The organism is Methylobacterium sp. J-118 (assembly GCF_057836565.1).
Genome location: NZ_JBYQFA010000001.1, coordinates 1,791,105 through 1,810,063 on the forward strand (window position 1 = coordinate 1,791,105; position 18,959 = coordinate 1,810,063).

The window sequence follows — 18,959 nt, forward strand, 5'->3', positions numbered from 1 at the left end:
TGATCGCGCGATCTAGCCTTCGGCTTGCGCCAAATTGGCGCGTGATCGTCCCGATGCCTCCGAAGACGGCGCAACTGGATCCGCTCGACGATGACTGATCACGATCCACGCGAGGTGTTTCTGGCGGAGGCCAACGAGCTTCTCGACCGGCTGGAGACCACGCTGCTCGACCTCGGCGACCGGCCCGGCGACTCGGCGCTGGTCGACACGGCGTTCCGGGCCCTGCACACGATCAAGGGGTCGGGGGCGATGTTCGGCTTCGACCGGGTCGCGGCCTTCACGCACGATTTCGAGACCGCGTTCGACCTGGTCCGGCGCGGCGAGGTTCCGATCAGCGCCGATCTGGTCAACATCTCGCTCTCGGCCAAGGACTACATCCGCACCCTGATCGAGGATCCGGATTCCACCGCCCCGGTGATCGGCGAGGCGATCCTGGCGGAACTCGAGCGGCTGGTGGGCCGGGCCCAGGCCCAGCCGGCCGCGCAGCCGGGTCCCGGGGCGCCGGACCCGGAGATACCGGATGCCGGGACCGCCGGGTGGCGGATCGGGATCGCCTTCGCCCCGGAGGTTTTGCGCAACGGCACCAACCCGCTGGCGCTGCTCGACGAGCTGCGCGAGCTGGGGGCCTGCACGGTCGTGCCGCGCCTGGGCGACCTGCCCGCCCTCGCCGCCCTCGAGCCGGAGAGCCTGGCGCTCGGCTGGGACGTGACGCTGCGCGGGTCCGCGACCCGGGAGGCGATCGAGGACGTCTTCCTGTTCGTGCGGGACGACATGGTCCTGACCCTGACGCCGCTGGACGACGTCGCGCCGGCTCCCGACGCGCCGGTCCCCGTGCCCGTGCTGGCCGTGCCGGCGCCGGTCGCCGAGCCCGTTGCCCCGGTGCCGGCGCAGGTGCTTGTCCAAGTGCCTGCACAGATGCCCGCCCGACCGTCGGCCAGGCCGCCCGCCACCCCCGCCGAGGCCGAGCGCCGGGGCCCCGCCCGCGGCACCGAACCGCGCGTGGCCAGCACCATGCGGGTCGAGGCCGAGCGGCTGGACGAGCTGCTCGACCGGGTCGGCGAGCTGGTGATCGCCCAGGCCCGGCTCAGCCAGCTGGCCGGCCACCATGCCGATGCCGGGCTCCAGACCATCGCGGAGGAGATCGAGCGGCTCTCGGCGCAGCTGCGCGACACCACCATGAGCATCCGGATGGTGCCGATCGGCGCGCTGTTCGGCCGGTTCCGGCGCCTGGTCCACGACCTGTCGGGGGATCTCGGCAAGCCCGTGACCTTCGTCACCGAGGGCGAGGAGACCGAGCTCGACAAGACCGTGATCGAGCGCCTGGCCGATCCGCTGGTGCACCTGATCCGCAACGCCATCGATCACGGCATCGAGGACCCCGCCCGCCGGGGCGCCTCCGGCAAGGACGCCACCGGGCGCATCTCGCTCGCCGCCGAGCATGTCGGCGCCCAGGTCCACGTCACCGTGCGCGACGACGGCGCCGGCCTCGACGTGGCGCGCATCCGCGCCAAGGCCGAGGAGCGCGGGCTCGTCGCCCCCGGCACCCCGCTCACCGACCAGCAGGTCTACCAGTTCCTGTTCGCCCCCGGCTTCTCCACCGCGCAGCAGATCTCGGCGCTGTCCGGCCGCGGCGTCGGGATGGATGTCGTCAAGAAGACGATCGAGGCCCTGCGCGGCTCGATCGACATCACCACCGAGCCGGGAGCGGGCACCGCCATCGTGCTGCGCCTGCCGCTGACGCTGGCGATCATCGAGGGCCTGCTGATCCGGGTCGGCGACGGCCGCTACGTGCTGCCGCTGGCGGCCGTGGAGGAATGCGTCGAGCTGCCCGAGGGCGGGCGCAGCGAGCGCGGTCGGGACTTCCTCGACATCCGCGGCGACCTCGTGCCGTTCCTGCGCCTGCGCAGCCTGTTCGCGGCGACCGGCGAGCCCGACCCGTACCAGAAGGTGATCGTCGTCTCGGTGGGCGAGACCCGGTTCGGGCTCGTGGCCGACCAGATCCTCGGCAACCACCAGACAGTGATCAAGTCGCTGTCGAAGCTGCACGCCGACGTGACGACCTTCTCGGGCGCCACGATCCTGGGCGACGGCACCGCGGCGCTCATCATCGACCCGGCCCAGCTGATGGCCGGCGGACAGATCGGCGCCGCCCCGGACGGGCCGCGCGAATACCGCGAGGTTGCGTGATGACCGATTTCGTCGAGGCCATCGAGCAGGGCCGCGCCCTGCAGGTCGTGATGATGCGCATCGGCACCGAGACCTTTGCGCTCGGGGCCGGGATGGTGCGCGAGATCATCGACCCGATCCCGACCACCCGGGTCGCCGGGGCGCGCCCGCATCTCGGCCACGTGGTCAACGTGCGCGGCAACGTCGTGCCGCTCGCCGACATCCGGGAGCGCTTCGGCATGCCGATGGCAGCGGCCACGCCGGACACGCGCTTCGTGGTCGTCGAGCTCGATCTCGACGGCGACCCGACCCTGGTCGCGCTGGTGGCCGACAAGGTGTTCGAGGTGACCGCGGTCGCCCTGGAGACCCGCCAGCCGGCGCCGAAGATCGGCACGTCGTGGCGGCCCGAATACATCCGCTCCATCGTCAAGTCCGGGGATGACTTCGTCATCATCCCGGACATGCAGGCAATCCTGAACTGATCGGCAGGGGCTGAGGATATGCGTCTTTCGATAAAGGCCAAGCTGGCCGGCGGGTTCGGCGCGCTGCTGGTGCTCGCGGGCGTGGCCGGCGGGGTGGGCTACCGGGGCCTGATGGCCTCCGACAGGAGCCTGGCGTTCCTCCGCGGCCGCGCGGAGATGCAGGCCCTGGTGCTGGACGCCAAGGGCAATGCCAACCGCAGCACCTCCAACCTGCGCTCCGCGGTGATCACCGTGGACGACGCGCAGATCGCGGATGCCCTCAAGCGCGCCCTCGAGGCCCGCAAGCATGCAAGGGAGGCCGTCGCCAAGGTCAAGGCCAGCCCCTCGACCGAGGAGGGCGGCCGGCTCGTCCGGGACCTCGACCAGAAATACGAGACGCAGGTCGCCCTGGGCGACAGGATCGCGGACCTGGCCCGGATGAATGCCAATGCCCGGGCCTGGGCCGAGATCATCGGCGTGGGGCGCCCGGCCATCGGCGCACTGCGGACGGACCTGGAGGCCCTCGCGGCCAAGGCCGACGGGCGCTCCGGCGATCTGATCAAGGCGGTGCTGGCCTTCCAGATCCCCCTCGAACGGGCCTGGGGCCGCCTGCAGGCCGCCACGGGCGCGGTCAGCGTCGCCGGGCTGAACGAGCACGTGACCGACACCAAGCTGCTCCGCGAGGAGATCGCGCACCGCCTCGAGGACCTGCTCCGCGTCGGCGGGGCCCTGAAGGTCCCCACCGAAGCGCTCCGCCAGAGCTTCGAGACCTGGTCGGCCTCGTTCCAGAGGGCCCTGGCCAAGATCGAGCCCGGCGCGCCGATTCACGCGATCGAACTCATATCGGGCGAGTACAGCGCCGCGTCCATTGCCGCCAACCAGGCCTTCGATACCCTGTCCGATTATCAGGATCGCCAGATGGCGGAGGCGGTCGAGCACGCGAAGGCGGCGTCGCAAGAGAGCCAGACGCTGATGCTCGCTACATTGGCCGGCGCGCTTCTCCTGGGCCTCGGCATCGCCGGGTGGCTGGCGGTCTCGATCGCCCGGGGGATGGCGCGGGCCGTCTCGCTCGCCGAGGCCGTCGCGGTCGGCGATCTGGGCCAGACGATCGCGGTGACCTCGAACGACGAGGTCGCCGACCTGATCACCGCCATGACCCGGATGACCGACAATCTGCGGGAGACCGCGTCCCTCGCCCACGCGATCGCGGAGGGTGATCTCACGGTCGAGGCCAAGCCGCTCTCCGACAAGGACACGATGGGTCTCGCCCTGCAGACGATGCTGGCGCGGCTCCGCGCCGTGGTGACGGAGGCGAACGCGGCGGCCGGCAACGTGTCGGCGGGCTCTCAGGAGCTGTCGTCCTCGGCCGAGCAGCTGTCGCAGGGCTCGACCGAGCAGGCCGCCTCCACCGAGGAAGCCTCCGCCTCGGTCGAGGAGATGGCCGCCAACGTCAAGCAGAACGCCCAGAATGCCAGCCAGACCGAGGCCATCGCCCGGCAATCCGCCCAGGACGCCGAGGCCAGCGGCGTCGCGGTCGGCCGCGCGGTCGACGCCATGCAGACCATCGCCCAGAAGATCACCATCGTGCAGGAGATCGCCCGCCAGACCGATCTTTTGGCGCTCAACGCCGCCGTCGAGGCGGCGCGCGCCGGCGAGCACGGCCGGGGTTTTGCGGTGGTGGCGTCCGAGGTGCGCAAGCTCGCCGAGCGCAGCCAGGCGGCGGCGGCCGAGATCGGCACGCTCTCGGCCGACACGGTGAAGGCGGCCCAGCAGGCCGGCGAGATGCTCGGGCGGCTGGTGCCGGACATCCGCAAGACCGCGATCCTGGTGGAAGAGATCTCGGCGGCGTGCCGGGAGCAGGATGTCGGCTCGGCGCAGATCAACCAGGCGATCCAGCAGCTCGACAAGGTCACCCAGCAGAACGCCAGCGCCTCCGAACAGGTCTCGGCGACCTCGGACGAATTGGCCACTCAGGCCGAACGGCTGCAGGCGACCATCGCGTATTTCCGCGTCGATGCGGCGGAGACACACGGCGACGCGGCGGCGACGCAGCTGCGGGCGACGGCGGCCCGGATGGGTGTCCCGGCCAAGGCCAAGGCCGGCGTGAAGGCCGGCGGCAAGGCCCGCGCCGGCCGGGCCACCCTGGCTGCCGGGGGCGGCTTCGCCCTCGACATGGGCGACGGCGACGCCCGGGACGCCGACTTCATCCGCGCCGCCTGAGCGGCCCGGCACCGCGCGGGCCACGCCCCGCGCGGTGCCGATCGATCCGGACCCATCGAGAAGGTCACACCCATGCGTTTCACGATCCGAGCCAAACTGGCTCTGAGCTTCGGCCTGATCCTGGCCCTCCTGGGCGGGGCCGGCTACCTGGCCATCGCGAGCCTCAGCGCCTCGAACGAGCGGATGCAGGCCTTCGCGTCCGGCCCGTTCGCGCAGGTCCAGCGCATCCTGCGCGTCGAGACCCTCTCGGTCGAGGCGGCGCGCATCATGAACCGCACGCTGCTGGAGCCGACCGATGCCGGGCGGGCGCAGCTCACCCTCGACTTCAAGGCCCAAGACGGCCGGTTCCGCGCACTCCTGGCTGAGCTCACGGAGCGGGCCACGCCGGAGGAGCGTGCCCGGATCAGGCCCCTGCAGGACCATTGGAACCAGCTGAACGAGGTCGCGGCCAAGGGCATGGAATTGTCGACCAAGAACGGCAACAACACCGCCATCGGTATCGCCGGCAATGAGCAGATGGCCGCCTACGGAGCCGTGATGGCCCGGATCGAGGAACTGGCCTCCCGCCCGGACCTGTCGGTGGAGAACCGCCGCCTCGTCGACGCCATCGAGCTGCGGGTGACCCGCCTCGTGGCCGAGATCTACCGCGAGGTGATGATCAGCGACGAGGCGCAGCTCGCGACGTTCGCCAGCGAGTATCAGGAGCATCGCCGCCAGCTCGATCAGGATCTCGCCCGGCTCACCGAGGCCGGCCGCGCCAACGGCTTCCTCGACGCGGTCCGGGCGATCTCGGCCGCGGTCAAGACCTGGGAGCCGATCGGCGAGCGGATCTTCGCTCTCGGTCTCGCCAACACCGACGCCAAGGCGCTGCAGATCATCGTGGGCCCGTTCACCCAGGCCCGGGCGGCGGTCACCGGCGAGGCCGCGAAGCTGCGCGCCTACGAGGAGGACGTGGCCCAGAGCTACGTCCGCGACACCCAGGCCGCCTATGAATCCACGCGCCTGATGCTCGGCGGCGTCATCGCCGGTGCAGTGGCGATCGGGTTCGCCATGGCCGTCTGGCTGTCGATCGCGATCTCCCGGGGCCTGCAGCGGGCGGTCGATGCCGCGACCCGCGTCGCCGCGGGCGACCTGACCCGGGACGTGGTCGGGTCCGGCCGCGACGAGATCACCGATCTGCTGCGCGCCGTCCAGGCGATGAACCTGAAGCTGCGCGAGGTCGTGACCCAGGTCATCGCCGCCACCACCAACGTATCGGCAGGCTCGCAGGAGCTGTCGTCCTCGGCCGAGCAGCTGTCGCAGGGCTCCACCGAGCAGGCCGCCTCCACAGAGGAAGCCTCGGCCTCGGTCGAGGAGATGGCCGCCAACGTCAAGCAGAACGCCCAGAACGCCAGCCAGACCGAGGCCATCGCGCGCCAGTCGGCCCAGGACGCCGAGGCCAGCGGCGTCGCGGTCGGCCGCGCGGTCGATGCCATGCAGACCATCGCCCAGAAGATCACCATCGTGCAGGAGATCGCCCGACAGACCGATCTTCTGGCGCTCAACGCCGCCGTCGAGGCGGCGCGCGCCGGCGAACACGGCCGGGGTTTTGCGGTGGTGGCGTCCGAGGTGCGCAAGCTCGCCGAGCGCAGCCAGGCGGCGGCGGCCGAGATCGGCACGCTCTCGGCCGACACGGTGAAGGCGGCCCAGCAGGCCGGCGAGATGCTCGGGCGGCTGGTCCCGGATATCCGCAAGACCGCGATCCTGGTGGAAGAAATCTCGGCGGCGTGCCGGGAGCAGGATGTCGGCTCGGCGCAGATCAACCAGGCGATCCAGCAGCTCGACAAGGTCACCCAGCAGAACGCCAGCGCCTCCGAGCAGGTCTCGGCGACCTCGGACGAATTGGCCACTCAGGCCGAGCGGCTGCAGGCGACGATCGCGTATTTCCGCGTCGATGCGGCGGGGGCGGACGTGACCGCGGCGGCGACGCGGCTGCGGGCGACGGCCGCCCGGATGGGCGCGCCGGCCAAGGCCAAGGCCGGTGGCAAGGCCCGCGCCGGCCGGCCGACCCTGGCTTCGGGGAGCGGCTTCGACCTCGACATGGGCGACGGCGACGCCCGGGACGCCGACTTCATCCGCGCCGCCTGAGCGGCCCCGGCACCGCGCGGGCGACTTTCGCGCGGTGCCCCTCCCTGAAACGACCGACCCCACAGTGCCGCGGTGAAGGCCCGTGTCCCCCGGATCGGGCAGGACCCGGCCGGCAGCGGCCCAGCCGGAGACCAGAGCATGTCCAGCGTGTGGCAATACCTGACCCTCGGCCTCGATCGCGAGATCTTCGGGATCGCCATCGAATCCGTGCACGAGATCCTCGATTACCGTCCGCCCGCGGCCCTGCCGCAGGCGCCGCCGTTCCTGGTCGGCATGATCGACGTGCGCGGGCAGAGCTACCCGGTGATCGACCTGCGCACGAAGCTCGGCCTCCCGGCGACCGGCGTGACCCCGGCGACCCGGATCATCCTGCTCAACATCCCCATGGGGACGCGCGAGATGCGGGTCGGCTTCGTGGCCGACCGGGTGATCGAGGTCACCGAGCTCGACAGCGCCGATCTGGAGCCCGCCCCCGATGTCGGCGGCCGCTGGCGCTCGACCTACATCGCCGGCATCGGCCGGCGGGGCGAGGCCTTCGTGGTCGTGTTCGACCTCAAGGCGCTGATGGCCGGCGACGACCCGGCCCTCCTGCTCCCGGCGCTCGCAGCCTGAACGCCGGACGAGGATCGATGCCATGCCGCAGCTGAGCGACCGACATTTCGAGAATGTCGCCGACCTGATCCAGGACCGGGTCGGGATCCAGATCCCGGCGGCCAAGCGCACCATGGTGGAGGGACGGCTGCGCAAGCGCCTGCGCGCCCTCGATATCGAATCCCTGTCGGCCTACGGGCGGCACGTCTTCGAGGAGGGCCACCTCGCCCAGGAACTCGTCCACATCATCGATTGCGTCACCACCAACAAGACCGATTTCTTCCGCGAGCCGGCGCATTTCGACCAGCTCCGGGACGAGCTGGTGCCGATGCTGCGCCGGAACGGCGCCACCCAGGCGCGCCTCAAGCTGTGGAGTGCCGCCGCCTCCACGGGGGCCGAGGCCTACACCCTGGCGATGGTGCTGCACGACATGGCGATGGCCGGGCACGCCCTCGATTACGCGATCCTGGGCACCGACGTCTCCACCGAGGTCCTGCGGGTCGCCGCCGACGGCATCTACCCGGAGGACGTCCTCCAGGCGGTGCCGCCGCATTTCCGCAGGCGCTACGTGATGGAGGCCCGGGACCCGACTTGGAAGGTCGGGCGGATCGTCCCGGAGCTGCGGGCCCGCGTGCGCTTCAAGCACCTGAACCTGATGAACGCCCAGTACCCGGTCGATCACGACATCGACATCATCTTCTGCCGCAACGTCCTGATCTATTTCGACAAGGACACCCAGCGGGCAGTGCTGTCCCGGCTCGCCACGCATCTGCGGCCCGGCGGCTTCCTGGTGGTCGGGCATTCGGAATCGATGGCCGGGGCCGGCGTGCCGGGCCTGGAGCAGGTCTCCTCGACGATCTTCGGTGCGGTGAAGGGCGCGGTCGCGTGAGCCGCATCCCTCCGATCCGCGTCCTGATCGTGGACGATTCCGCCTCGGTGCGGCAGACCCTGATGGGCATCCTCGAGGCGGCCCCCGACATCGCAGTGCTGGGGACGGCGGCGGACCCGTTCATCGCGGCCCGGCGCATCCACGACGAGGTCCCGGACGTCATCATCCTCGACCTCGAGATGCCCCGGATGGACGGGCTGACCTTCCTGCGCAAGATCATGGCCCAGCGGCCGATCCCGGTGATCATCTGCTCGACCCTGACCGACGACGGCTCGCGGACCCTGTTCGAGGTGCTGGAGGCGGGCGCCGTCGACGTCCTCCCGAAGCCCCGCGTCGACACCCGCCAGTTCCTGACCGAATCCTCGGTGCGGGTCTGCGACGCGGTCCGGGCCGCCGCCCGGGCGAAGCTACGCGCGAGCCGTCCGGCCTTCCGGCCGATCGAGGCCAAGCTCACCGCCGACGCCGTGCTGCCGCCCTCGGGCCGCCCCCGGACCCTGGCCGGGACCGAACCGATCGTCTGCATCGGCGCCTCCACGGGTGGCACGGAATCCTTGCGGGACGTGCTCGAGGTGCTGCCGCTCGATTGCCCGGGCCTGGTCATCGTCCAGCACATGCCCGAGCATTTCACGGCGGCCTTCGCCAAGCGGCTCGACGGGCTCTGCGCCATCGCGGTGAAGGAGGCCGAGGACGGCGACGCGGTCGGCCCCGGCCAGGCCCTGATCGCGCCGGGCGGGCGGCACCTGCTGCTCCAGCGCAGCGGCAATCGCTACACGGTGGCGGTGAAGGACGGCCCGCTGGTCTCGCGCCACCGCCCCTCGGTGGACGTGCTGTTCCGCGGGGCCGCGCAATGCGCCGGCGCCAACGCGCTCGGCATCCTCATGACCGGCATGGGCGACGACGGCGCCAACGGCCTCCTGGAGATGCGCCGGGCCGGCGCGCTCACGGTGGCGCAGGACGAGGAGAGCTGTGTGGTGTTCGGCATGCCCAAGGAGGCGATCGAGCGCGACGCCGCCGTCAAGGTCCTGCCGCTGGACCGCCTGCCCCACGAGATCATCCGCTTCGGCCTCGCCCCGGTGCAGCGCCAGCCGGCGTGAGGCGCCTGGGCCGCGGCGCCTGCCGTCAGCCGCCGCGCAGCGGGACGCCGGGCGGGTCCGAAAAACGCGGCGCCCCGGCGGTGGGATGGCCGCGGCTCCCTGGACGGTGACGGGACTTGGCGGCACAGAGCCGCCGGCGACGGGTCGGCCCGGCTCTCCTGTTCGTGGACGACGGGGGAGCGGTATCGGAGCACCGAATGCCGGCGCAGCGGATTATCATCGCCCTGGCGATGCGCACCGCCAAGTCGATCGGCCCCCCCCGGGACTTCGCGAAGACGAAGCTCGACCGCGGTGCCTGACGCGCCCGTCCGGTGCCGGCGGGCCCGGATCACGCGGGGAACGCGTTGGCGCGGGCCCGCCCCCTCGCAGTGGACGGCCCGGGCGAAGAGGCGCACGCAGCCCCCTGCCGGCCGCCGTGCCGGCGACCTGAGAAGGACATCCCATGCGCAAGGTCGTCATCAGCGAGTTCATGGACGAGGCGGCGATCGCCGACGAACTCGCCGACTTCGACACCCTGTACGATCCCGGCCTTGTCGACCGCCCCGCGGCGCTGGCGGCGGCCCTCGCCGGTGCCGATGCCCTGATCGTGCGCAACCGGACCCAGGTGCGCGGCGCCCTGCTGGACGCGGCGCGGGAACTCAAGGTGGTGGGCCGCCTCGGCGTCGGGCTCGACAACATCGACGTGGCGGCCTGCCGGGACCGCGGCATCGCGGTCTACCCGGCGACCGGCGCCAATGACGGCGCGGTGGCGGAATACGTCGTGGCCACCGCGCTGCTGCTGCTGCGCGGCGCCTACGGGGCCACCCCCGGGGTCGCCGCCGGCACCTGGCCGCGCACCGCCCTGATGGGGCGCGAGATCGGCGGCAAGCGCCTCGGCCTCCTGGGCTTCGGCGCCATCGCCCGGGAGACCGCCCGCCGGGCCGCCGCCCTCGGCATGACGGTCGCGGCCCACGACCCGTTCCTCGCCCCCGGGGACCCGGCCTGGACGCCGCCGTCCGGCCCGGTGGCGCGCCGGGATCTCGACGCGCTGATTGCCGGGAGTGACGTACTCTCCCTGCACGTGCCGCTCACCGACGCCACAAGCGGCCTGATCGGCGCCGACGCCCTCGCCCGGATGCCGCCGGGCGCCGTGCTGATCAATGCCGCCCGGGGCGGGATCGTGGACGAAGCCGCCGTGGCGGCATCCCTGCGCGCGGGCCATCTCGGCGGCGCGGCCCTCGACGTGTTCGACCGCGAGCCCCTCGATGCGGAGGCCGGCGCGGTGTTCACCGACGTGCCCAACTTGATCCTGACGCCGCACATCGCCGGGGTGACCCGGGAATCGAACGTGCGCGTCTCGGCCGTCACGGCGCGGGCCGTGCGCCGCCACCTCACGGAACGCTGACCCTCGCGGAGGCCGAGGCCCTGCTGCCTGGCAGGAGGCCGGTTTTCCTGTAGGCTTTGCCGGCACGAGGGTGATCTTCGACCCCCAGGCTGGAGCGCGATGCGATGACCCGAGACCCTGACGGTCCGCCGGCGCGGCGGCGCTTCCTCGTCCAGGGCGCGGCCGCGGCCGTGGGCGCGCTGGCCGGCTCCGCCCGGGCGGAGGAGGCGATGCCCCCCGGCACCCCGGAATGGATGACCGTGCCGGGCGCCGATGTCGGCAGCCAGACCTACGGGACGCCCTCGCGCTTCGAGGCGGACGTGATCCGCAACGTGCCCAAGGGCCTCAAGCAGTACATCTCGGCGTCGAGCCGCACGCCGCTCCAAGATCTCGACGGCATCCTCACGCCCAATGGCCTGTTCTACGAGCGCCACCACGGCGGCATCCCCGACATCGACCCCGCCCGGCACCGCCTGATGATCCACGGGCTGGTGGAGACACCCCTGGTCCTGACGATGGACGACATCCGGCGCTTCCCGTCGGAATCCCACATCCATTTCCTCGAATGCTCGGGCAATCCGAGCTTCGAGGCGATCAAGGGCCAGACGGCCTCGGACCTCGTCGGGCTGGTGAGCTGCGCCGAGTGGACCGGCGTGCGGCTCGCGACGGTGCTGCGCGAGGCCGGGCTCAAGCCGGAGGCCAAGTGGGTGGTCGCGGAGGGCGCGGACGCCGCCGCCCTGACCCGCAGCATCCCGGTCGAGAAGTGCCTCGACGACGCCCTGCTGGTCTACAGCCAGAACGGCGAGCGGCTGCGCCCGCAGCAGGGCTACCCGCTGCGGGTGCTCCTGCCCGGCTTCGAGGGCAACATGAACGTGAAGTGGCTGCGCCGCCTCAACGTGACGGCGGAGCCGGCCTATTCCCGCGAGGAGACCGCCAAGTACACGGATTCCATGCCGGACGGCACGGCCCGGCAATTCACCTTCGTGATGGAGGCGAAGTCGATCATCACCCGGCCCTCCGGCACCCAGCGGATCGTCCGCGGCTTCAACGAGATCACCGGGATCGCCTGGAGCGGACGCGGGCGGATCCAGCGCGTCGAGGTCTCGGTCGATGACGGAGGGACCTGGGCGGACGCGGCCCTGCAGGCGCCGGTCCTGACCCGGGCGCTGACGCGATTCCGCCTGCCCTGGAGCTGGGACGGCACGCCGACGACCATCATGAGCCGCGCGGTCGACGAGACCGGCTACGTCCAGCCGAGTTTTTCGGATCTGACGGCGGTGCGCGGGCTCAAGTCCTTCTACCACAACAACGCGATCGTCCCCTGGCGGATCGCCGAGACCGGCGAGGTGGCCAATGGCTACGCGTAGCACCCGCGCGCTCGCAGCCGCTTTCCTCCTGCTCGGCGCGGCCGGCGCGGCGCGGGCCGCGGAGCGCTACGGCATCGGCCGGGCGGCGACGCCGGCCGAGATCGCGGCCTGGAACATCGACATCGACCGCGAGGGCCGGAAGCTGCCGCCGGGCCGCGGCAGCGTCGCCCAGGGCCGGGCGGTGTTCGAGGCGCACTGCGCCGCCTGCCACGGCGCCCACGGCGAGGGCGGGATCGGCGATCCGCTGGTCGGCGGCCAGGGCACCTTGGCCACGGCCAAGCCGGTCAAGACGGTGGGCAGCTTCTGGCCCTACGCGCCGACCCTGTTCGACTACATCCGCCGGGCCATGCCGATGAACGCCCCGGGATCGCTCAGCCCCGACGACGTCTACGCGGTCTCGGCCTACATCCTGAACCTGAACGGGATCGTCCCGGACGGGGCCGTGCTCGACGCCCCCGGCCTGGCGGCGATCCGGATGCCGAACCGCGACGGCTTCGTCGCGGATCCCCGGCCGGATGTTGGCCGCTGACGGGCCCCTGATCCCGGCGGTTTGCCAGGACGCCTGGCCGGCAACCCACGCGCCCTCCCTCCCCCCGCGGGCTACCGGATTCACGGATCGGCTTTGGCGACGTGGCCTCAGGATGGGGCTCGGGCCCCCTCTCCCGTGCGGGAGCGGGGGCCTGTCGCGCTGCGTCATGAGCCGCGTGCCTCAAACCTGTGTCGCCCGTAGCCCTTGCGGGGAGGAGCCGGAGGTGGGGTGGTGCAGGGTCGAGCGGTGCGGCGCCGTCTGCACCACCCCCACCCCTGGCCCCTCCCCGCAAGGGGGAGGGGAAAAGCGCTTTGTCTTCATGATGCTGGTGTCAGACTGCGACGTGTGGATCCGGTCGCCCGCACGGGAGAGGGGGCGTGTCGCGGCCCGTCCAGGCCGATCTGTGCCCATCGTCGCAGGGGACGGAGACGCGCGGAGCCGGGGCCGATCGCGCCCGGCCCCGGCGCTCATCCGGCGTTCAGACTGAAAGGTCGATATTCGCCACGGCCAAGCTATAGACCAGTATTTCTGAATTGTAACTGCAGATATATTCTTGTCGACCACAGTCAAGCTGGGCTGTCGGAAGATTAAAATTCCCTGAATGCGTAATTCAGAGCCGATTAAATCCGTGGCGCCTATCAGCGCTGTCGGAAGGCGATGAGACGCGTCTCCGCGGCGGCCGGTCACGGGACCGGCGCGGTGGAATGCAGGGCCCCGCGGGGCCGCATCGCGCACGGCACGGGGCGCGGCCATGACGGGGACCAAGGACGAGCGGGCGATCCCCGGCGCCGCGGTGGCGGACGGGCCGGGCGTCGCGATCCCGCAGGGGGCGGCGCGCGCATCGCGCCGCGCGATCGACGCGGCGGTCCGGGACCGGATCGGGCGCGGCCTGCGCGTGCACTACGTCGGCGTCCTGGCCCTGCCGGTCCCGGACCGGCTCCGGACGCTCCTCGACGCCCTCGCCGCCTGCTCCGACACGGAGGCCCAGCCATGACCCTGATGCTCAAAGCGGCCCCCGCGGGGTGCGGCGCCGGCCCGGCCCCATCGGGTGCCGACGCCGAGATGCGCGACCTCCTGCTCGGATCGATCCCGGCCCTGCGGGCCTTCGCGTTCTCCCTGACCTACGATCTCGACCGCTCGGACGACCTCGTGCAGGACACCCTGGTCCGGGCCTGGATCAACGCCGCGAGCTTCCGGCGGGGGACCAACCTCACCGCGTGGCTGTTCACGATCCTGCGCAACCTGTTCTACTCCGAGCAGCGCAAGCGCAAGCGCGAGGTCGAGGATGCCGACGGGGTCCATGCCGGCCGGCTGACCGCCCTGCCGGAGCAGGAGATCCGGATGGAGATGGCGCAGTTCCAGAGCGCCCTGAACACCCTGCCGGCCGCCCAGCGCGAGGCCCTGGTCCTGGTCGGGGCCCAGAGCTTCACCTACGAGGAGGCCGCGGCGATCTGCGGTGTGGCCGTCGGCACGATCAAGAGCCGGGTCAGCCGCGCCCGGATGCGCCTCATCGCGGTGCTGGGCATGAGCGGGACCGATGATATCGGCCCCGACGCGCAGACCCGCGCGGCCCTGAACGGCCCCTGACCGGCCGCGGCGCCCCCTACTTGATCAGCTTGACCACGTCGCGGAACCGGGGGTGGCGGGCGGTGCCCAGCCACTCGAACACCACCATCTCGGTGGTGACGATGTCGGCGCCGTGGGCCGCCATCCGGGCAAGCGCCGCGTCCCGGCTCTCGACCCGGCGCGCGCCCACGGCATCGCCGACCACGTGAACGCGCCGCCCCGCCTCGCGTAGCCCGAGGACCGTCTGCAGCACGCAGATATGCGCCTCGCAGCCGGTCACCACGCAGTCGCGGTCCCCGATCCGGTCGAGAAAGCCCGGGGCCTGCGCGGCGCCAAAACGTATCTTGGGGAAGGCCGTGCCGGCTTCCGGGGCGAGGTCCGGCACGGTCGGCCCGAGGCCGCCGGCATTCTGCTCGGTGATCAGGACCGGCACGTCGAGGAGCCGCGCCGCCGCGGCGAGGCGGCCGGCATTGGCGATCACCCCGGCGCCTCCGGCGATGGCCGGCATGAGCCGGACCTGGACGTCGATGATCAGCAGGAGCGCGCGGGTCGGATCGATCAGCGCCATCGGCGTCAGTAGGTGGCAAAGAAACGCGCGACCGCGTCCGGCTCGCGCGTGACGGTCAGCGCCAGGGCGAGCAGGATCCGGGCCTTCTGCGGCGTCAGGTTGTCGGCGCTGAGGATACCGCGGCTGCGCAGGCGGGTGGTGAGGGGCACCACGCCGCTCCCGGCCCGGGTCGACATCACCACCACGAGCCCGGCGGCAGCCGCCGCCTCCAGGGCCTCGGCCTCCCCGGGCGGGGTCATGCCCGGGGCGAGCCCCGCCGAGACGAGGCCCCGCGCCCCCGCGGCCACGAACGCGCGCACGGCCGTGCCGTCGGCATCGGCGTAGCCGTAGGACACGTCGACCCGCGGCAGCGCGGCGAGGCTGCAGATGTCGAAGGGCGTGCCCGGCGCATGCGCCCGCTCGGAGCGGCGATAGTAGCGGACATGCGCGCCGTCGACCTGGCCGAGCACCCCGAAATCCGGGCTCCGGAAGGTCTGGAGCCGGGCCACCGAAGTCTTGGTCACCTCCCGGGCGGCCTGGATCTCGTCGTTGAGCACCACGAGCACGCCGCGCCCGCGGGATTCGGGCGCCGCCGCGGTGCGCACGGCGGCGATCAGGTTGAGCTTGGCATCGGTGGAGAGCGCGCTCATGGGCCGCTGGGAGCCGACCAGCACCACCGGCAGGTCCACCGTCAGGGTCAGGCTGAGGGCGTAGGCGGTCTCCTCCAGGGTGGCGGTGCCGTGCCCGATGACGAGGCCGGCGAGGTCCGGATGCGCCGCGGCGGTCTGCGCGCACAGCAGGACGAGGTCGCGCCACTCCGAGAACCCGATCGCCGGGCTCGGCACCGCCCGGAACGGGACCGGCACCATCGTGGCGACCGCCGCCAGTTCCGGCACCGCCTCCAGGATCGCCCCCGCTTCCAGGCGCCGGTCGGTGGCGGAATAATCGAGGATGTCGAGGGCGTCGCGCCCCAGCGACGCGATCGTGCCGCCGGTGCCGATGAACGCGACCTTGGGCAACCCGGCCCCGTGCGCCGCCGCCGTTCCTGCCGCCATGCCCCGTCTCCCGGCCCCGCGAATGCGTGGGCCGGACGATGCCCCGGCGCGCGGCCGGGGTCGACCCCGCCGGGCGCAGGCGGGCGATGCGCCCGGCGACGGGGCCACGAACGCGCCGGTGTCAGCTCTTGAAGTCGAACAGCAGGGCCGAGATGTTGGTGCTGCTGTTCGTGCCGCTCGCCCCGTAGCCGACGCTGGACGACTGGCTGCTCTGGAGCTGCTGGAGGAAACTGGACAGCAGGTCGCTCGCCGACGCGGTGCTGGAACTGCTCGACGTGCTGGACGCGCTGGACGCGCCGCTGCCCGACGTGGCGTCGCCGGGCGGCGGGCCGGGCGGGGGACCGGGGGGCGGGCCGCCGGCGCCGGACACACTGCCGTCATCCGCGGTGGCGTCGGAGGCCTGGGTGCTCTGCCCGTGGCTGGCGAACAGGGTCTTCAGCTCGGTGGCCTGATCGCTGGTCAGGCTGCCGCTGCTGACCTGGTCGGAGATCAGGCCGTCGATCCGGTCCTTCATCGAGGACGGGTCGAGCTTGGCCTGGGTGCCGCTGGCGCTCGCGCTGGTGCGGTCGGCCGACAGGCTCGAATCGATCGACGACAGGGCGCTCGTCAGGGCGGTCGCGTCGGTGCTGCTGAGGGTGCCGGCCGACAGCTCGCTGCTGATCGTATCGGACATCCGCGTCTTGGGACTGTCCTGCGTCGACCTTCGCTGCGCGTAGAGCTGCGCGGTCGTGGTGGCGGAGACGGTGCTCATGGAAACGCTCGGGGGCACGGATCTGCCGGAATCGCCCGGCTGCGGGTCCGTGTGCAAAATACCCACGCGTCCCTTAAGACCGCGTTTCCGTCCTGCCCGCATTGCGCCGGATCGGCGGCCGGGCCCTGCCCCGCGTGGGGTGCCCGGCCGTGGCGGACCGTCAGACGCCCGCGGCCACCCGCAGCGGCGGTACGATCTCGCCCGGGCGCGAAGCGGGCGCGGCGTGACTGTAGAGGCCGCGATGCTTCGGATGCGGGGAGAGCCGGTCGGTCAGTCCGATCACCGTCTCCGCGGCCCCGAGCAGGAGCGCGCCCTCCGGGGCGAGCTGCGCGGCCAGCCGCGCCAGGACATCCGACTTGGTCGGCGCGTCGAAGTAGATCAGCACGTTGCGGCAGTAGATCACGTCGAACTGGCCGAGCGACGCGAAGCTGTGCAGCAGGTTGAGCTGGCGGTAATCGACCATGGACCGCAGGCTCTGGGCGATCTGCCACTGCTCGCCGACCTGCGTGAAGTACTTGATCAGCCACTGGACCGGCAGGCCGCGCTGGACCTCGAAATGGCTGTAGAGTCCGAGCTTGGCCTTCTCGATCACCTCGGTGGAGAGGTCGGTGGCCACGATCTCGACCTGCCATCCGGGCATCCGGGGCGCGGCCTCCTGCAGCAGCATGGCGAGCGAGTACGGCTCCTGCCCGGTGGACGAGGCCGCGCACCAGATCCGCAGCCGGCGCCGGCTGGCGTTACGCACCAGCACCCCCGGAAGCAGCGTGTCGCGGAACAGGTCGAACGGGATCCGGTCGCGGAAGAAGAAGGTCTCGTTCGTGGTCATCGCCTCGACCACGTCCCGCTCCATCGCGCCGTCCCGGCCGAGCTTGAGCGTGCCGATCAGCTCGCCGAGGCTTCCGAGCCCGTAGCGGCGGCAGACCGGGGTCAACCGGCTCTCCACGAGGTAACGCTTCTCGGCGGTGAGCGCGAGGCCGGAGCGCTGCTTGAGGAAGCCGCGCAGGAATTCGAATTCGAGCTCGGTCATGCCGACTGACCCGTGATCAGGGTGCGCAGCGCCGCCGCGAGGTCGGATAGCGGCAGCACGGCCTCGGCGAGGCCGGCCCGGGCGACACTGCCCGGCATGCCCCAGACGGTGCTGGTGGCCTCGTCCTGGGCCAGGACCGGGCCGCCGGCCTCGGTGAGCGCCCGGGCGCCGTTGGTGCCGTCCGAGCCCATGCCGGTGAGGATCACGGTCGCGGTGGCGGCCCCGAACACGACCGCGGCGTCCTTGAACAGCACGTCCACCGCCGGCCGGCAGAAATTCACCGGCGGGCCGTCCGTGAGCTTGATGACCGGGCCGTTCGGTCCCGCGGCGAGACCCATGTGGCGCCCCCCCGGGGCCACGTAGATGCGCCCCGGCTCGATCCGCTCGTCGGCCTTGCCCTCCGCCGCCTGGACGCCCGTGCGGGTGGTGAGGTGCTCGGCGAACACCGCCGTGAAGATCGGCGGCATGTGCTGCACGATCAGCACCGGCAGGCGGCGCAGGGTGGCCGCGCCGATCCCCTCCAGCATCTCGCCCACCGCCCGCGGCCCGCCCGTCGACGAGCCGATCAGGAGGGCGCGGGGCGCGGTGCGGCTGCGGACCTTCGGCCGCAGGGTGAAGGGCGTCGCGGGGCGCGGTGCGGGCGCGGCCGCGTGGGCTTGCGGCGCCGGGGCCGCGGGCGCCGCCGCGGGGGCGGAGGCCGGACGCCGGGTCCGGGCCCGGGCGGCGCCGAAGACGCGCACGCGCTCGATCAGCTCCGCCCGGAACGTGTCCGAGGTGGTGACGCCGCGGCTGCTCTCGGGCTTGGCGATGTAGTCCACCGCCCCGAGGGCGAGGCATTTCAGCGAGATGTCGGCATTGCGGGTCGTCAGGGTCGACATCATCACGACCTGCACGCTCGGGCTCATGGTGAGCATGCGGGGCAGCGCCGTGGTGCCGTCGAGTTCGGGCATCTCGATGTCGAGCAGCACCACGTCCGGGTCGTGCTTGGCCATCATCTCCAGGGCGATGCGCCCGTTGGAGGCCGTTCCCACGAGGGTGAACCCGGCCTCGCCGATCCAGCGGGCCACCAGGCCCCGGACCACGGCGGAATCGTCGGCCACCAGAACCCGGATCGCCGCGGCGGACCCGGAGGTACTCTGGGTTGGCGGCGTGCGCAGCGGCGCGACCGCGGGGCTCAGGGCCATGATGCTTGCCTCGGGTACTGGG

At 72.1% G+C, this 18,959-nt stretch carries 17 protein-coding genes; 12 read left to right on the top strand and 5 right to left on the bottom strand.

The genetic code is table 11. The features are described from left to right. The first annotated feature begins 90 nt into the window (after positions 1-90). From AC3IF3_RS08695 to AC3IF3_RS08750, 12 genes are all read left to right on the top strand, one after another. Complete coding sequence (locus AC3IF3_RS08695) at positions 91-2,187, top strand: chemotaxis protein CheA (protein ID WP_489228318.1); 2,097 nt, start codon at positions 91-93, stop codon at positions 2,185-2,187. Further along, complete coding sequence (locus AC3IF3_RS08700) at positions 2,187-2,648, top strand: chemotaxis protein CheW (protein WP_489215213.1); 462 nt, start codon at positions 2,187-2,189, stop codon at positions 2,646-2,648. Before AC3IF3_RS08695 ends, AC3IF3_RS08700 begins: the two co-directional genes overlap by 1 nt. Positions 2,649-2,666: 18 nt before the next feature. Beyond that, the gene (locus AC3IF3_RS08705; RefSeq protein WP_489228319.1) at positions 2,667-4,847 is read left to right on the top strand and encodes a HAMP domain-containing methyl-accepting chemotaxis protein; all 2,181 of its coding nucleotides are present in this window, start codon (positions 2,667-2,669) and stop codon (positions 4,845-4,847) included. A gap of 72 nt (positions 4,848-4,919) precedes the next feature. Beyond that, positions 4,920-6,974, top strand: coding sequence for a HAMP domain-containing methyl-accepting chemotaxis protein (locus tag AC3IF3_RS08710; RefSeq protein ID WP_489228321.1), 2,055 nt, complete (start codon positions 4,920-4,922; stop codon positions 6,972-6,974). Positions 6,975-7,112: 138 nt separating this feature from the next. Beyond that, entirely contained in the window at positions 7,113-7,586 is a 474-nt protein-coding gene (locus AC3IF3_RS08715) for a chemotaxis protein CheW (RefSeq protein ID WP_489228322.1), read from the top strand. Between the two features lie 22 nt (positions 7,587-7,608). Further along, positions 7,609-8,454 carry a CheR family methyltransferase gene (locus AC3IF3_RS08720; RefSeq protein WP_489215225.1) on the top strand — a complete coding sequence of 282 codons (846 nt, stop codon included), beginning with the start codon at positions 7,609-7,611 and terminating at the stop codon, positions 8,452-8,454. Beyond that, complete coding sequence (locus AC3IF3_RS08725) at positions 8,451-9,548, top strand: protein-glutamate methylesterase/protein-glutamine glutaminase (RefSeq protein WP_489228324.1); 1,098 nt, start codon at positions 8,451-8,453, stop codon at positions 9,546-9,548. Before AC3IF3_RS08720 ends, AC3IF3_RS08725 begins: the two co-directional genes overlap by 4 nt. A gap of 442 nt (positions 9,549-9,990) precedes the next feature. Beyond that, the gene (locus tag AC3IF3_RS08730) at positions 9,991-10,932 is read left to right on the top strand and encodes an NAD(P)-dependent oxidoreductase (protein ID WP_489228325.1); all 942 of its coding nucleotides are present in this window, start codon (positions 9,991-9,993) and stop codon (positions 10,930-10,932) included. 104 nt (positions 10,933-11,036) lie between these two features. After that, entirely contained in the window at positions 11,037-12,278 is a 1,242-nt protein-coding gene (soxC, locus tag AC3IF3_RS08735; RefSeq protein WP_489228326.1) for a sulfite dehydrogenase, read from the top strand. Further along, positions 12,265-12,807, top strand: coding sequence for a c-type cytochrome (locus AC3IF3_RS08740; RefSeq protein ID WP_489228328.1), 543 nt, complete (start codon positions 12,265-12,267; stop codon positions 12,805-12,807). The genes soxC and AC3IF3_RS08740 overlap by 14 nt, the downstream gene beginning before the upstream one ends. A gap of 751 nt (positions 12,808-13,558) precedes the next feature. Beyond that, positions 13,559-13,801, top strand: a complete 243-nt coding sequence (locus tag AC3IF3_RS08745; RefSeq protein WP_489228330.1) for a NepR family anti-sigma factor — start codon at positions 13,559-13,561, stop codon at positions 13,799-13,801. Then, positions 13,798-14,394 carry a sigma-70 family RNA polymerase sigma factor gene (locus tag AC3IF3_RS08750; protein WP_243971233.1) on the top strand — a complete coding sequence of 199 codons (597 nt, stop codon included), beginning with the start codon at positions 13,798-13,800 and terminating at the stop codon, positions 14,392-14,394. Before AC3IF3_RS08745 ends, AC3IF3_RS08750 begins: the two co-directional genes overlap by 4 nt. 16 nt (positions 14,395-14,410) lie before the next feature. Here the strand turns inward: AC3IF3_RS08750 and AC3IF3_RS08755 are convergent, their stop codons facing one another. The 5 genes from AC3IF3_RS08755 to cheB all read right to left on the bottom strand — a co-directional run bounded on the left by AC3IF3_RS08755 (position 14,411) and on the right by cheB (position 18,937). Then, entirely contained in the window at positions 14,411-14,941 is a 531-nt protein-coding gene (locus AC3IF3_RS08755) for an isochorismatase family protein (RefSeq protein WP_489228332.1), read from the bottom strand. 5 nt (positions 14,942-14,946) lie between these two features. Beyond that, complete coding sequence (locus tag AC3IF3_RS08760) at positions 14,947-15,975, bottom strand: asparaginase (protein ID WP_489228333.1); 1,029 nt, start codon at positions 15,973-15,975, stop codon at positions 14,947-14,949. Between the two features lie 121 nt (positions 15,976-16,096). After that, positions 16,097-16,726 (bottom strand): hypothetical protein, encoded by a 630-nt coding sequence (locus AC3IF3_RS08765; RefSeq protein ID WP_243971228.1) that lies wholly within the window; start codon positions 16,724-16,726, stop codon positions 16,097-16,099. A gap of 160 nt (positions 16,727-16,886) precedes the next feature. Further along, positions 16,887-17,753, bottom strand: coding sequence for a CheR family methyltransferase (locus AC3IF3_RS08770; protein WP_489215241.1), 867 nt, complete (start codon positions 17,751-17,753; stop codon positions 16,887-16,889). Continuing rightward, positions 17,750-18,937 carry a chemotaxis-specific protein-glutamate methyltransferase CheB gene (cheB, locus tag AC3IF3_RS08775; RefSeq protein ID WP_489228335.1) on the bottom strand — a complete coding sequence of 396 codons (1,188 nt, stop codon included), beginning with the start codon at positions 18,935-18,937 and terminating at the stop codon, positions 17,750-17,752. The genes AC3IF3_RS08770 and cheB overlap by 4 nt, the downstream gene beginning before the upstream one ends. Between the last annotated feature and the right edge of the window lie 22 nt (positions 18,938-18,959).

Coding starts and splice junctions, on each gene's coding strand:
- AC3IF3_RS08695 (WP_489228318.1), top strand. CDS start 91: ATGACTGATCACGATCCACGCGAGGTGTTTCTGGCGGAGGCCAACGAG.
- AC3IF3_RS08700 (WP_489215213.1), top strand. CDS start 2,187: ATGACCGATTTCGTCGAGGCCATCGAGCAGGGCCGCGCCCTGCAGGTC.
- AC3IF3_RS08705 (WP_489228319.1), top strand. CDS start 2,667: ATGCGTCTTTCGATAAAGGCCAAGCTGGCCGGCGGGTTCGGCGCGCTG.
- AC3IF3_RS08710 (WP_489228321.1), top strand. CDS start 4,920: ATGCGTTTCACGATCCGAGCCAAACTGGCTCTGAGCTTCGGCCTGATC.
- AC3IF3_RS08715 (WP_489228322.1), top strand. CDS start 7,113: ATGTCCAGCGTGTGGCAATACCTGACCCTCGGCCTCGATCGCGAGATC.
- AC3IF3_RS08720 (WP_489215225.1), top strand. CDS start 7,609: ATGCCGCAGCTGAGCGACCGACATTTCGAGAATGTCGCCGACCTGATC.
- AC3IF3_RS08730 (WP_489228325.1), top strand. CDS start 9,991: ATGCGCAAGGTCGTCATCAGCGAGTTCATGGACGAGGCGGCGATCGCC.
- soxC (WP_489228326.1), top strand. CDS start 11,037: ATGACCCGAGACCCTGACGGTCCGCCGGCGCGGCGGCGCTTCCTCGTC.
- AC3IF3_RS08740 (WP_489228328.1), top strand. CDS start 12,265: ATGGCTACGCGTAGCACCCGCGCGCTCGCAGCCGCTTTCCTCCTGCTC.
- AC3IF3_RS08745 (WP_489228330.1), top strand. CDS start 13,559: ATGACGGGGACCAAGGACGAGCGGGCGATCCCCGGCGCCGCGGTGGCG.
- AC3IF3_RS08750 (WP_243971233.1), top strand. CDS start 13,798: ATGACCCTGATGCTCAAAGCGGCCCCCGCGGGGTGCGGCGCCGGCCCG.
- AC3IF3_RS08755 (WP_489228332.1), bottom strand. CDS start 14,941: ATGGCGCTGATCGATCCGACCCGCGCGCTCCTGCTGATCATCGACGTC.
- AC3IF3_RS08760 (WP_489228333.1), bottom strand. CDS start 15,975: ATGGCGGCAGGAACGGCGGCGGCGCACGGGGCCGGGTTGCCCAAGGTC.
- AC3IF3_RS08765 (WP_243971228.1), bottom strand. CDS start 16,726: ATGAGCACCGTCTCCGCCACCACGACCGCGCAGCTCTACGCGCAGCGA.
- AC3IF3_RS08770 (WP_489215241.1), bottom strand. CDS start 17,753: ATGACCGAGCTCGAATTCGAATTCCTGCGCGGCTTCCTCAAGCAGCGC.
- cheB (WP_489228335.1), bottom strand. CDS start 18,937: ATGGCCCTGAGCCCCGCGGTCGCGCCGCTGCGCACGCCGCCAACCCAG.